Below are 12,751 nucleotides of genomic sequence, written 5' to 3' on the forward strand. Positions count from 1 at the left end.
GCTGAGCCGGCGCGCCCGACGCGGACCCTGCCGTAATGGAGCAGGTTCGCGCTGATGCTCGGCACTTCGGTCCAGTCCCCAAATTGACGCCGGCAGGGATCGGGACTTTGTGCGCAGTCCCGATCCGTCACGCACCCGAGGCTTCATGCGCACAGCGTCGTTTCTTCTCGCCGGTACGGCCCTGCTGGCCGCCGGCACCGCCCATGCCGAACTCGCGCCCCAGCTGCGCTCCATGCTGGACGCCGCGATCGCCAGCGGCAACGACGCCGATATCGACACGATCGCGAAATACCTGAAGCAGGCGAGTCCGGCCGACGCGGCGGAGATCGACCGGACGATCGGCGACCACCGCGCGCAGATCGCCGCCGCCAAGGAAGAGAAGCTGCGCCATCTGGGCCTGCTGGAGGGCTGGAAGGGCGAAGGCCAGATCGGCGCGACGCAATCATCGGGCAATGCCACCACCGTCGGCCTCACCGCCGGGCTGGGGCTGACCCGGGAAAGCCTGCGCTGGCGCTTCAGCCTGCGCGCGCTGGCCGATTACCAGCGCAACAATGGGCAGACCAGCCGCAACCAGATGCTGTTCGCGTTCGAACCGAACTACCGCTTCAACGAACGCCTGTTCGCCTATGGCCTGGCGCAGTACGAGCGCGACCGCTTCGCCGGCTTCACGTCGCGCACCACCCTGTCAGGCGGCCTCGGCTCTCGCGTGATCGCGCAACCGAATTTCACCGTGGACGTAAAGGCGGGCCCGGCCTGGCGCAAGACCAGCTACATCGGCGAACCCGCCGCCAGCGACCTGACCGGCCTCGCCGCGCTCAACGCGCGCTGGGCGATTTCGCGCACCCTGACGCTGACCGAAGACGCCAACGCGCTCTACAGCCGCGACAACACCAATCTCAATTCGCTGACCTCGCTGTCCGCCAAACTCAGCAACGCCCTGTCGGCGCGGGTATCCTACCAGATCACCAGCAACAGCAATCCGCCGGCCGGCTTCAAGAAAACCGATACCGTGACCCGCTTCACCATGGTGTACGGGTTCTGAGCGAGGGACGTCAGGAACCCTCCGCCGCGTGCAGCAGCCATGCGCGGAACTGGTCGAGCATCCGGCTGACCGGCCGGTCGATTGGCCAGACGAGGTAGTAGGCTTCCTCGGCCGTCAGCACGAGGTCGAACGGCGCCACCAGCGCGCCGCTTTCCAGCTCGGGCACGATCAGAAAGCGCGGCACCAGCGCCACGCCCAGCCCGGCGGCGGCGGCGTGCGACAGCATCAGGAAGTGTTCGTAAAATGGCCCCGCCGGCGGCCTCTTGGCCGGGACGCCGGCCGCCGCGAACCAGCGCGACCAGGAATCGCGCCGGGAATCGAGGCTGAGCAACGTCTTGCCGACCAGATCGGCGGGCTGCTCCAGCGGATGCGCCGCCAGCCATGCGGGGGAGCAGACGGCCACCACGTCTTCCCGGAACAGCAGCGCGTGTTCCGCGCCAGGCCAGTCCGGCAGGCCGAAGTGGATGGCGGCATCAAAGCCTTCGTCGGCGAAATCGAACGGGCTGGACCGCGCGGCAAGGTTGACCAGCATGTCCGGATAGTGTGCGCTGAGATCGGGCAGGCGCGGCGCCAGCCAGCGCATCCCGAAGCTGGGTAGCGTCGCGATCGACAGTGCCGCATCCTGCGGCGGCTGCAGCGCGCGGCGCGTGGCGGCGCGGATACGGTCGACCGCCGGGCCGATCGCTTCGGCATAGGCCAGCGCGGCGGCGGTCGGCACCACGCGCCGGCCTTTCCGTTCGAACAGCTTCACCTGCAGCCAGTCTTCCAGCAAGGCGATCTGGCGGCTGACCGCGCTTTGGGTGAGCGCAAGGCGCTGCCCCGTCTGCGAAAAATTGCTGGTTTCGATCGCGGCCAGGAAACTGGCCAGCGCGGGCAGTGGCGGTAGTTCCTTGCGCCGGGCTTCCTGATGATGATCCGTCATGAGAAGATGATGAAATGTCTTTTCCGATCCTTTTGTGAAGCTGGCATTTAAGGGCATTCGGCGCAAGGAAAGATGATCGATATGCATGATACGGCGATTGCCCGGCTGGTCGAAGGCCTGGTCGAGCCAGCGGCGGCGCAGGAAACGCTGGCGCGCATCGCCCATCTTCCCGAATCCACCGGCGCGCCCGCCGGAATGGCATCGCGGCTGGACTTCACCTGGGCCATGAACGCCGCGCTGTTCGCCGATCTGCTGAAGCGCGTGCCTTCCGGCCGGGCCTACGTCGCCGACCGCATCGCAGCGGGCGAGCGCATCCGCTTCGATCACGGCGCGCTGCGCACCATCCGCTTCCCGTCGAGCGCGACCGGCGCGCTGCCGGGCGGGATCGACGCCTTCCGCCGCATTCTGGAACCGCTGGGCTATCGCGTGGCGGCGGTCTATCCCCTGCCCCGCCTGCGCATGACCGGCTTCGCCTTCCGCCATCTGGGCGATCCCGAGAATGTGCCGCAGTTCTTCGTCAGCGAGCTGGACGTGGGCCAGTTCGACGGCGCGTTCGGCGCCGCCGCGCACCGCGTGTTCGACAGCAGCCGCGATCCGCTGGACGATCAGGCGAAGGCGGTACTCGCCCGTTTCGCCAGCGAAGGCGTGGTGCCGCTGGCCGATGCCCTGCCCGCCCTGCGCACGATCCTGGCGGCGTTCGATCGTCAGCACGCCATGCCGGCGCTGGCCGACTACGAAGCCCTGCTGAGCCAATCCGCCGAGGCGGCATGGATCGCGACCGAGGGTAACGCCTTCAACCACGTGACCGACCGGGTCGACGATGTCGAACAGGTGGCCGCGCGGCAGCGCACGCTGGGCCGCCCGATCAAGGACCGCGTGGAGGTTTCCGCCAACGGCCGCGTGCGCCAGACCGCGTTCCGCGCCGATCCGGTGCTGCGCTTCTTCCGCGATGCCCAAGGGCGCGGCGTGGAACGCGAAGTGCCCGGGTCGTTCTACGAATTCATCACGCGCGATCGCGAACCGCTGTCGCGCAAGCTCGATCTCAGCTTCGACAGCGCCAACGCGACCGGCATCTTCACGATGACGCGCGCGGCCTGAGCATACGTGACCCAGCAACCGGAGGAACAGGCATGAGCGACCACCTGATGACGGTTTACAACCGCGCCCCGATCGAAGTCGAACGCGGCGAAGGCGTGCGCCTGCACGCGCGCGACGGCCGCGTGTTCCTCGATTGCGTGGCCGGCATCGCCACCAATGGCCTGGGCCACTGCCATCCGGCGCTGGTCGCCGCGCTGAAGGCGCAGGCCGACAAGCTGTGGCACGTCTCCAACATCTTTCGCATTCCGGGGCAGGAAGAACTGGCCGACCGCCTGACCGGCGCGACCTTTGCCTATGTGGTGTTCTTCGGCAATTCCGGCTCCGAAGCGATCGAGTGCGCGATCAAGACGGCGCGGCGCTATCACCACGTCAACGGCCAAAGCGAACGCATCGACGTGATCGGGTTCGCCGGTTCGTTCCACGGCCGCACCTATGCCGCCGTCAACGCTTCGGGCAACGCCGCCTATCTCGACGGCTTCGGCCCGCGCCTGCCCGGCTTCATCCAGTTGCATGTCGACGACATGGCCGCGATCGAGAAGGCCATCGCCTCTCCCACCACGGCCGCGCTGATCGTGGAGCCGGTGCAGGGTGAAGGCGGTGCGCGCGCGCTCAGCGGCGAATGGCTGGCCAACGTGCGCAAGCGCTGCACCGAAGCCGGCGTGCTGCTGATCTACGACGAAGTGCAGAGCGGCATGGGCCGTACCGGCAAGCTGTTCGCGCACCAGTGGTTCGACGGCTGCGAGCCGGACATCATGGCCGTGGCAAAGGCGCTGGGCGGCGGCTTCCCGGTGGGCGCGTGCCTGGCCAGCGCGGAAGCCGCCAAGGGCATGGTCTTCGGCACGCACGGTTCCACCTTCGGCGGCAATCCGCTGGCCATGGCGGTGGCGGCCAAGGCGTTCGACCTGATCGCCGATGAAGCGCTGCTCGCCCATGTGCGCGCGGTGGGCGATCGGCTGTCCAGCGGCCTGCGCGCGATGATCGAACGCTATCCGGACATCGTCGAGGAAGTGCGCGGCAAGGGCTTGCTGGTGGGCGTGAAGCTGAAGCCCAACAACCGCGAGATGATGGCCGCCGCGCGCGAACAGGGCCTGCTGGTGGCCGGCGGCGGCGAAAACTGCATCCGCCTGCTGCCGCCGCTGATCATCAGCGAGGACGAAGCCGACGAGGCGCTCGCCAAGCTCGACGCCACCTTCGCGGCCTGGAACGCGCGCGTTCCGGAAGTGGCCTGACCGCCATGGGCCGCATCGTTCGCCCCGGCACCGAAGCCGATCTCGACGCCCTGCTCGAACTGGCCCGTCTGAGCGGTCCGGGGCTGACCAGTCTGCCCGAATGCGCTGACACGCTCGGCAACCGGCTGGCGCTGTCGGCCGCCAGCTTCGCCGGCGCCGTGCCGGCGGCGGAAGCGTGGTACACGCTGATGCTGGAGGAAAGCGAGACCGGGCAGGTGATCGGCGTCGCCTCGGTGCGCGGGGCGATCGGCGTGGCGCGCCCGCACTTCTCGTTCCGCGTGGTCAAGCTGGCGCAGCATTCGAACGCCGCCGGCGTGAACTTCGAGCACGAGGCGCTGGTGCTGGTCAACGAATGCGCCGGAGCCAGCGAGGTCGGCTCGCTGTTCGTCCACCCCGAGCATCGCGGTGGCGGCAACGGCACGCTGCTGGCGGCATCGCGCTACATGCTGATCGCGGCGGCGCGTGACCGCTTCGCCGACAAGATCGTTTCCGAGCTGCGCGGCTGGTTCGACTGGGAAGGCGAAAGCCCGTTCTGGGAAGGCGTTTCCGCCAAGTTCTTCCGCCTGCCCTTCGAGGAAGCGGACCGCATGATCACCGCCAGCAACGGGCAGTTTCTGGTCGATCTGGCCCCGCGTCACCCGATCTACCTGGAACTGATCGAACCGTTCGCGCGCGACGTGATCGGAGAAGTCCATCCCGACGGCCGCGCCGCGCGCAAGATGCTGGAAAGCGAAGGCTTCAGCTGGACCGGCCTGGTCGACGTGTTCGACGGCGGACCAACGGTGACCTGCGCGCGCGACAAGATCGACACGATCCGCCGAACCACGCCCTGCACCGTAGCCGTCAACGACAACGTCGCCGCCGCACCGTCACGGCTTGTCGCCAACGACGCCATCGAGCGCTTCCGCGTGACTCACGCCCCCGTCGACATTTGCGACGGGAATGCCCACATTCCGGCTTCCACCGCCCGGATGCTTGGCCTCGATGCCGGCAGCCAGATCCTGGTCCGGGCCTGAAGGACGCGAACATGGCCGAAATGCTCCAGTCGATCGATCCCGCAACCGGCGAAACCGTGTGGGAAGGCGCCGTCACCGCGCCGGCGGAAGCCGCCGCGATGGTCGAGCGCGCCCGCGCCGCCCTGCCCGGCTGGTCGCGCACGCCGCTGGACGAACGCATCGCCGTGGCCCGGCGCTATGCCGACTACCTGAAGGCGAACGCTGGCACGATCGCCGAGACGATCTCGCGCGAGACCGGCAAGCTGCTGTGGGAAAGCAAGACCGAAGCCGCATCGATGGCCGGCAAGGTCGAGGTATCGATCGCGGCGCAGGCCGAACGCGCCGGCACGCGCGAAAGCGCCACCGCGTTCGGCCGTGCGGTGCTGCGCCACCGCCCGCACGGCGTGATGGCGGTGCTTGGCCCCTACAACTTCCCCGGCCATCTGCCCAACGGGCACATCGTGCCGGCGCTGCTGGCGGGCAACACGGTGGTGTTCAAGCCGTCCGAGATCGCGCCGTGGACCGGCGAGGTCATGGCCCGCGCCTGGGCCGAGGCGGGCCTGCCCGATGGCGTGCTGCAACTGGCGCAAGGCGCGCGCGAAACCGGCGCGGCGCTGATCGGGGGCGATATCGACGGGCTGCTGTTCACCGGCTCCTCCGCCGCCGGCCGCGCCTTCCGCCGCGCCTTCATCGACCGGCCGCACGTGATGCTGGCGCTGGAACTGGGCGGCAACAACCCGCTGATCGCGTGGGATGGCGATCCCGAGGCCGTGGCGCGCGTGATCGCGATGTCCGCCTTCATCACCACCGGCCAGCGCTGTTCCTGCGCGCGCCGGCTGATCGTGCCCGAAGGGGCGACGGGCGATGCCTTCATCGAGGCGCTGGCCGCGCTGATCGACCGCTTGCCGGTGGCCGCGTGGTCCGATGCGGGCGATGCTTTCATGGGACCGCTGGTGTCGGTGCAGGCCGCCGAACGCGCGCTCGACATGGTCGGCGCGATCGAGCGGATGGGCGCGCGGCCGCTGCGGCGCTTCACCGGGATCGCCGGCCGGCCGGGCAGCTTCGTCAAGCCCGCGCTCTATGACGTGACCGGCGTGGACGTGCCCGACGAGGAAATCTTCGGGCCCGTGCTGTTCGTGCGCCGCGTGGGCGATTTCGAGCAGGCGATCACCGCCGCCAACGCCACCGCCTATGGCCTCTCCGCCGGGCTGATCACCGGCGATGACGCGAAGTGGGAACACTATCTCGACTTCGCGCGCGCCGGCGTGATCAACCGCAACCGCCCGACCACCGGCGCGGCGGCGAACATGCCGTTCGGCGGGCTGGGCGAATCGGGCAACCACCGCCCCGGCGCGTGGTACGCGGCGGACTACTGCGCCTATCCGGTCGCCAGCTTCGAAAGCGATGCCGCCGTGCCGGAGGCTGTGCCCGGCATAGGCTGACCCGCCGGCTGCGGCATCGATCACACCAGCGGCCGCGACAATTGTCTAAGGGCGTTGCCTGAGTATACATCTCGGCAGCCTTTGGCCCTGTGTCTGCAAGCCTGTCCGCTGGAGTTATCGATGACTGCCCCGCCGGAGGCCAGTTCCGCAAACGAGCAGCCGCGCTATCGCGCCTTCCTGAGCTATAGCCATGCCGATACGCCGGCGGCCGCGCGGCTGCACCGCTGGCTGGAAACGTACCGCATTCCTCCCCGGCTGGTGGGGCTGGAAACGCCGCGCGGCAAGGTGCCACGCCGGCTGACGCCGATCTTCCGCGATCGCAACGAACTGCCCGCGTCGAGCGATCTGAACGAGGAAGTCCGCAACGCGCTGGCGGCTTCGGCCTGCCTGATCGTGCTCTGTTCGCCGGAAGCGCGGCGTTCACGCTGGGTCGATCAGGAAATCCGCTATTTCCGCGAAAAGCATCCGGATCGCCCGATTCTGGCAGGGCTGCTTCACGGTGATCCGGAAGACGCGTTTCCGCCCAGTCTGACCGACCCGGCTGCCGACCGGGAAAGCGGAGAAGCGGTCCGCGAACCGGCGGCCGCCGACTTCCGTCGGATCGGCGATGGCAAGCTGGCCCGGCTGCGCCTTGTTGCCGGATTGACCGGCATCGGCCTGGACGAACTGGTGCAGCGCGACGCGCAGCGGCAGCTGCGCCGCGTGACGGCCATCACGCTTGTTTCCGCCCTGACCGTTGTAGTGCTGTCCACGCTCCTGTTCGTGGCGATCAACGCGCGCAACGAGGCAGACCGGCAAAGGCAACAGGCCGAAGGGCTGATCGAGTTCATGCTGACAGACCTGCGGACAAGGCTGGAAGGAGTGGGGCGGCTCGACGTGCTGGAATCCGTCAACACGCGCGCGCTGGATTACTATGCCGCACAGGGCGATCTTGATGGATTGCCCGCCGGATCGCTCGACCGGCGCGCCCGCGTCCTCCAGGCGATGGGCGAGGATGACCAGAAACGCGGACGGATGGACGCCGCGCTGATGGAGTTCAGCGAGGCGCACCGCGCCACTGGCGCACTGCTGGCGGAAATGCCGAACGATCCCCAGCGCGTGTTCGCGCACGCGCAAAGCGAGTTCTGGATCGGCTATACCGACTACCAGCGCAACCGCTATGCCGCCGCGCGCCCGCATTTCACCGCCTATCGCGCACTGGCCGAAAAGCTGGTGAAGCTGCAGCCTGGGGATGCCGGTGCGCTGCGCGAGCTGGGTTACGCGCAGGGCAATATCTGTTCGCTGGAACTGGCGGAGCAGGCGCGCCCGCAGGCCGGGCTCGACGCCTGCCGCAGCGCGCTTGCCGCGATGGAACAGGCCGCCCGATCCCACCCGCGCGATGCCGGCATCAAGGCCGATCTCGCCAACCGCCATGCCTGGCTGGCCGATGCGCTCAACGCCGCCGGAAACAAGCGCGACGCGCTGGCGGAACGCCAGCAGCAGGCCGTGATCATGGACGATCTGCTGCGCATCGATCCGGCCAATGCCGCCTATCGGCAGGACTGGATGCTTTCGCGCTATTCGATGGCGACGCTGCTTCGGGATCTTGGCGACAAGGCCGGCGCGCGTAGCCCCGCAGAACAGGCCATGCAGGCCGCGAACCGGCTGATCGCGACCGATCCCGACAACCGCGACTGGCTGACCTGGCGGCTGCGCATCCTGCAAAGTTTTCCCGATCTGAAAACGGAGAAGTAACATGTCGCAATGTTCCCCCGCGCAATACGCGCTTCCCCACGATCCCGCGCTGCGCACGGCGGCGGGCAAGGCGCTGACCTTCACGATCAGCCTCTATGCCCGCAACGGCGCAATCGTGCTCAAGATGGACCAGGATGGCCAGGAAGCGCAGGACTACATCGCGATCACCGAGGACACGATGGTCGAGATCGTGCTGAAGGGCGACCAGCTGTTCTTCTCCAAGGCATTCGACGCCATCACCATGAAGGATGCCAATCTCGGCGCGTTCTATGGCAATCTCGAATACGACGGCTACGACGAGAAGCTGGATCGCTACAAGATCGTCCGCTTCGTGGCGCGCTTCAACAAGGGCGGCAAGTTCGGCACCACGCACGCCTTCAACGTGAACATCGATCTGCTGCAGAAAAGCCGCAGGGGACCGCGCTGGATCGGAATGAGCATCGATCCCGACATCAAGAACCCGCCGCCGAAGCTGAACTGAAACCCCGCAAGGAAAGCTGGGCAAGCCGTGCACAATTCAAAAATCCCGATCATCAGACGGCTTGCCCGCAGCGGCGATACGATGCGGGCGTGGCAGATGTTCACCGATGCCGCGCTGGAAGGCGATCGGCATCCCGATACGCTGACGCTGAAAGGCCGCCTGCTGAAGGACCGGGGCCTTTCCGCGCCGTCGACGGCGGAACGCGCGCGGCTGCTGGGTGCGGCGCGGCAGGCCTATCTCTCGGCCGCGGCGATGATGCCGGCGACGTATCCGCTGATCAATGCCGCGACGATCGCGTTGCTCGAAGGCAACCGCAAGGACGCGGCGATCCTGGCAACCCGTGTCCTGACCATGCTCGATGCGGGCGATCACGAACCCGAAACCGCCTATTGGCTGCACGCCACGCGCGCGGAAGCCTGCTTGCTGCTGGGCGAGATCGACAAGGGCCAGGCGGTGCTGGCGCAGGCCGTCCGGCAGGCCCCGCGCGCGTGGGAGGATCACGCCTCCACCCTGCGGCATTTCCGGCTGATCATGACCGTGCTGGAACAGCCGGCGGACTGGCTCGACGCCTATCGTCCACCCGCCAGCCTGCATTTCAGCGGGATCATCCACGTCGCGCCCGACCAGACGCAATCGCCCGAACGGATCGCCGAGGCCGTGGACCGCATCCGACCCGGCTTCGCCTTCGGCGCGCTGGCCGCGGGAGCGGACATCATGGTGGCCGAAGCGCTGCTCGAACGCGACGTGGAACTCCACGTGATGCTGCCCGCCACGATCGAGGGCTTCCGGCACGATTCGGTCTCCAGCTTCGGCACGCATTGGGAAGCGCGTTTCGACGCCATTCTCGATGCTGCCGCCTCGGTGGAAACCATCGAGGCGCTGGATACGGTTTCGCAAGCGGGCATCTACGTGGGGGACGAGATGGCGATGGGCTGCGCGATCCGCCATGCTCGACAGCTCGAAAGCCATGCCGTGGCCCTGCGGCTGGGCGATGGCACCCGCGCGCAAGGTTCGCTGCTGGACGCCGCCTGGCGCGATCGGGGTCTGCCCATCGAACGAGTCTCGCTCGAGCGCAGCGGCACCACGGCCAGCCCCCCGCCCACTTTCGCCCGTGAAGCGCTTGTCGCCGTGCCCGATGGCGAACAGGCGGACCATTTTGCCCACGCCGGCGCGGCGCTGGTCCGGCACGGCGCTTTCACAATCGCGCGGTTCGACGATCCGGTCGCGGCGGCGCGCATCGCGCTGGCGGACGTGACGCTGCATGGCCGCACGCTGGGCGTGACCTATGGCGCCTACGATCCGGCCGGGAACGCCACGCAACGGCTGGAAACGGCGGTGCGCGTGGCTGGCGCGGGGTTGCCGGGACAAGTGCCGGTGTCCCGCTCGCTGGCGCTGGCGCTCACCCTGCACGCACCGGACCTGCACTGCGAAAACTTCGGCCAGATCGCTTCGGCGCAGGGGGATCTGGCGTTGGGGCTGCTGGCGGTCCGCTAAGGCCGCGCGACCGGCCCCCGGTCAGTAGATCATATCGCGCAACATGCGCGGGGCCAGAATGGTCAGGCCTCGCTCGGACCTTTCCACGATTCCCCGCCGTTCCAGCGCGCTGACCGCGCGCGATGCGGTTTCGCGCGCGGTGTTGGCGTTGAGCGCCAGCGCGGTGATCTGCGGCGCCGGCACGATGCGATAGTCCGCATCCGCCAGCCGCAGCAATTCCGCATGGATGCGACCTGGCGCCGAAAGCGTGGTCTGCGCGGCCATCCGGTCCAGCGACAGATCGAGCTGGCGCGCCAACCGTCTGGCCAGGCCCACCGCCAGCGCTGGCTGGCTGTGAGCCAGCGCCGCCAGTTCGGTGCAGCGAATGCGCAGCAAATCGACCGCGCCATGCGCCACCATGTCCGCGCGGTGGGTGGCCGGTTCGGGATAGGCCCCGAAGAATTCGCCTGGCCCGTGGTAGGCCAGTTGCACGCGCTGTCCGTCGATGCCGTTGACCTGGATATGCACGGTGCCGCCGATCACCAGCCAGCAATGTTCGGAGCTGTCGCCCTGATGGGCAAGCACCGCCTTGTGCGCGAACGATACCGCCTGCATCGATGGCTCTACTTGCGCAGCCAGCGCGGGCGCGCAATCGAACATCGCGGCGATCGCCGTTATGCGTTCGTCCCTGTGCATTCCCTTCGACCTGCCAGACATGCCCGGTACTTCGCGTTTCCAGCTTCAGGGAAGCGTTGCAAGGGCCAAATGGTAGAACCATGGCATCGCCAGCGTCCGTGAGTTTCATCACACTTCGTCCTGCCCGCGCCAAGCCGGTCTAAGATCCGGACCCGATTCGCGCGAAGTGCTTTTGCGGCCCTTCCCCGCACATCCGCGCTGCCGCCGCAGACCGCCCTAATCGGCTGCTGCGGCGCCTTGCCGCGTTTCTTTCCGTTACGTCATCCGGCCTCGTCCGGCACTGCCGCGTTCTTGCGCCAAAGCCTGCATCACCCGCTTAAAACCGGGGAATTTTCCTGCTATTCAATCGCGCGATTGAACTGTTCCGGCAGCCTTCGCATTCGCCGGTCAGCGCTTGACGGTCTATAAAAGGGAGAGACGTCGTGAACCTTGATTTCAGCCCGGAAGAGCTTGCCTTCCGCGACGAAGTGCGCGCGTTCATCGCCGAAAACTACCCCGCCCAGCTGCGCGGCAAGCAGGACGAGGGCGGCGACCTGAGCAAGGAGGATTTCCTCTCCTGGCACAAGGTGCTGGCGAAGAAGGGCTGGATCGCGCCCGCGTGGCCGGTCGAATACGGCGGCCCCGGCTGGACCGCCACGCAGCGCTACATCTGGTCCGAGGAAACCGCGCGGGCCGATTGCATCCGCATCATGCCGTTCGGCATCACCATGGTCGGCCCGGTGATCTACACCTTCGGCACGCCCGAACAGAAGGCCCGCTTCCTGCCGCGCATCCTTTCGGGCGAGGACTGGTGGTGCCAGGGCTATTCCGAGCCCGGTTCCGGCTCCGACCTTGCCTCGCTGCGTACCCGCGCGGTGCTGAGCGAGGACGGCTCGCACTATATCGTCAACGGCCAGAAGACCTGGACGACAATGGCGCAGCATGCCGACTGGGGCTTCTTCCTGGTGCGCACCAATCCCGATGCCAAGCAGCAGGAAGGCATCAGCTTCCTGCTGATCGACATGAAGACGCCGGGAATCACCGTGCGCCCGATCATCACGCTGGGCGGCGAACACGAAGTCAACGAAGTGTTCCTCGAAGACGTGAAGGTGCCGGTCGAAAACCGCGTGTACGAAGAGAACAAAGGCTGGACTTGCGCCAAGTTCCTGCTGGCGCACGAACGCACCGGCATTGCCGGCGTCGCGGCCTCGAAGCGCGGGATCGAGCGGGTGCGCTCGATCGCCTCGTCGGAAATGGACGGCGACCGTCCGCTGCTGGCCAATCCGTTCTTCCGCCGCAAGGTGGCCGAACTGGAAATGGACCTGACCGCGCTGGAATTCACCGAACTGCGCACGCTGGCCGGCGAAGCCGCCGGGCGCGGTCCGGGGCCGGAATCGAGCGTGCTCAAGATCAAGGGTTCGGAAATCCAGCAGCGCATCACCGAACTCGCGCTGGAAGCGGCGGGGCATTATGGCGCGCCCTATTTCCGCGGCTTCGGCGAAGGCGACAACGAGCACCCGATCGGGCCGGACTGGGCGCACCACACCGCGCCAAGCTATTTCAACATGCGCAAGACCACCATCTATGGCGGGTCCAACGAAATCCAGCGCAACATCATCGCCAAGATGGTTCTCGGCCTCTGAGCCAGCCAACAGGCTGG

The 12,751-nt window shown here is 67.5% G+C and carries 11 protein-coding genes; 9 read left to right on the top strand and 2 right to left on the bottom strand.

Translation table 11 applies throughout. The features are described from left to right. Nucleotides 1-145 precede the first annotated feature (145 nt). Nucleotides 146-1,042, top strand: coding sequence for a YdiY family protein (locus tag F1640_RS06420; RefSeq protein ID WP_194918322.1), 897 nt, complete (start codon nucleotides 146-148; stop codon nucleotides 1,040-1,042). A 10-nt stretch (nucleotides 1,043-1,052) separates the two neighbouring features. Here F1640_RS06420 and F1640_RS06425 read toward each other — a convergent pair whose 3' ends face one another. Further along, nucleotides 1,053-1,964, bottom strand: a complete 912-nt coding sequence (locus F1640_RS06425) for a LysR substrate-binding domain-containing protein (RefSeq protein WP_194918324.1) — start codon at nucleotides 1,962-1,964, stop codon at nucleotides 1,053-1,055. Between the two features lie 72 nt (nucleotides 1,965-2,036). On the opposite strand from F1640_RS06425, the gene F1640_RS06430 reads away from it, so the two are divergent. The 7 genes from F1640_RS06430 to F1640_RS06460 all read left to right on the top strand — a co-directional run bounded on the left by F1640_RS06430 (nucleotide 2,037) and on the right by F1640_RS06460 (nucleotide 10,437). After that, nucleotides 2,037-3,062, top strand: a complete 1,026-nt coding sequence (locus F1640_RS06430; RefSeq protein ID WP_194918325.1) for a 2-oxoadipate dioxygenase/decarboxylase family protein — start codon at nucleotides 2,037-2,039, stop codon at nucleotides 3,060-3,062. Between the two features lie 32 nt (nucleotides 3,063-3,094). Continuing rightward, nucleotides 3,095-4,291 (top strand): aspartate aminotransferase family protein, encoded by a 1,197-nt coding sequence (locus F1640_RS06435; protein ID WP_206694642.1) that lies wholly within the window; start codon nucleotides 3,095-3,097, stop codon nucleotides 4,289-4,291. 5 nt (nucleotides 4,292-4,296) lie between these two features. Next, on the top strand, nucleotides 4,297-5,307 hold the full coding sequence (locus tag F1640_RS06440) for an arginine N-succinyltransferase (RefSeq protein ID WP_194918327.1): 1,011 nt from the start codon (nucleotides 4,297-4,299) through the stop codon (nucleotides 5,305-5,307). 20 nt (nucleotides 5,308-5,327) lie between these two features. After that, nucleotides 5,328-6,728, top strand: coding sequence for a succinylglutamate-semialdehyde dehydrogenase (astD, locus tag F1640_RS06445; RefSeq protein ID WP_194921210.1), 1,401 nt, complete (start codon nucleotides 5,328-5,330; stop codon nucleotides 6,726-6,728). A 120-nt stretch (nucleotides 6,729-6,848) separates the two neighbouring features. Continuing rightward, a complete protein-coding gene (locus tag F1640_RS06450) occupies nucleotides 6,849-8,462 on the top strand; it encodes a toll/interleukin-1 receptor domain-containing protein (RefSeq protein WP_194918329.1) in 1,614 nt (537 codons plus the stop codon). A gap of 1 nt (nucleotide 8,463) precedes the next feature. Beyond that, nucleotides 8,464-8,943 carry a nucleotide synthetase gene (locus F1640_RS06455; RefSeq protein ID WP_124808977.1) on the top strand — a complete coding sequence of 160 codons (480 nt, stop codon included), beginning with the start codon at nucleotides 8,464-8,466 and terminating at the stop codon, nucleotides 8,941-8,943. 27 nt (nucleotides 8,944-8,970) lie between these two features. Beyond that, nucleotides 8,971-10,437, top strand: a complete 1,467-nt coding sequence (locus F1640_RS06460; protein WP_194918331.1) for a TRAFs-binding domain-containing protein — start codon at nucleotides 8,971-8,973, stop codon at nucleotides 10,435-10,437. A gap of 21 nt (nucleotides 10,438-10,458) precedes the next feature. Here F1640_RS06460 and F1640_RS06465 read toward each other — a convergent pair whose 3' ends face one another. After that, complete coding sequence (locus F1640_RS06465) at nucleotides 10,459-11,133, bottom strand: Crp/Fnr family transcriptional regulator (RefSeq protein WP_233497907.1); 675 nt, start codon at nucleotides 11,131-11,133, stop codon at nucleotides 10,459-10,461. Nucleotides 11,134-11,534: 401 nt separating this feature from the next. On the opposite strand from F1640_RS06465, the gene F1640_RS06470 reads away from it, so the two are divergent. Continuing rightward, the gene (locus F1640_RS06470) at nucleotides 11,535-12,734 is read left to right on the top strand and encodes an acyl-CoA dehydrogenase family protein (protein WP_125957202.1); all 1,200 of its coding nucleotides are present in this window, start codon (nucleotides 11,535-11,537) and stop codon (nucleotides 12,732-12,734) included. The last annotated feature ends 17 nt before the right edge of the window (nucleotides 12,735-12,751 follow it).

The organism is Novosphingobium sp. NBM11 (assembly GCF_015390225.1).
In the GTDB taxonomy this organism is placed as follows: Bacteria; Pseudomonadota; Alphaproteobacteria; order Sphingomonadales; family Sphingomonadaceae; genus Novosphingobium.

Coding starts and splice junctions, on each gene's coding strand:
- F1640_RS06465 (WP_233497907.1), bottom strand. CDS start 11,133: ATGTCTGGCAGGTCGAAGGGAATGCACAGGGACGAACGCATAACGGCG.
- F1640_RS06430 (WP_194918325.1), top strand. CDS start 2,037: ATGATCGATATGCATGATACGGCGATTGCCCGGCTGGTCGAAGGCCTG.
- F1640_RS06425 (WP_194918324.1), bottom strand. CDS start 1,964: ATGACGGATCATCATCAGGAAGCCCGGCGCAAGGAACTACCGCCACTG.
- astD (WP_194921210.1), top strand. CDS start 5,328: ATGCTCCAGTCGATCGATCCCGCAACCGGCGAAACCGTGTGGGAAGGC.
- F1640_RS06440 (WP_194918327.1), top strand. CDS start 4,297: ATGGGCCGCATCGTTCGCCCCGGCACCGAAGCCGATCTCGACGCCCTG.
- F1640_RS06435 (WP_206694642.1), top strand. CDS start 3,095: ATGAGCGACCACCTGATGACGGTTTACAACCGCGCCCCGATCGAAGTC.
- F1640_RS06450 (WP_194918329.1), top strand. CDS start 6,849: ATGACTGCCCCGCCGGAGGCCAGTTCCGCAAACGAGCAGCCGCGCTAT.
- F1640_RS06455 (WP_124808977.1), top strand. CDS start 8,464: ATGTCGCAATGTTCCCCCGCGCAATACGCGCTTCCCCACGATCCCGCG.
- F1640_RS06420 (WP_194918322.1), top strand. CDS start 146: ATGCGCACAGCGTCGTTTCTTCTCGCCGGTACGGCCCTGCTGGCCGCC.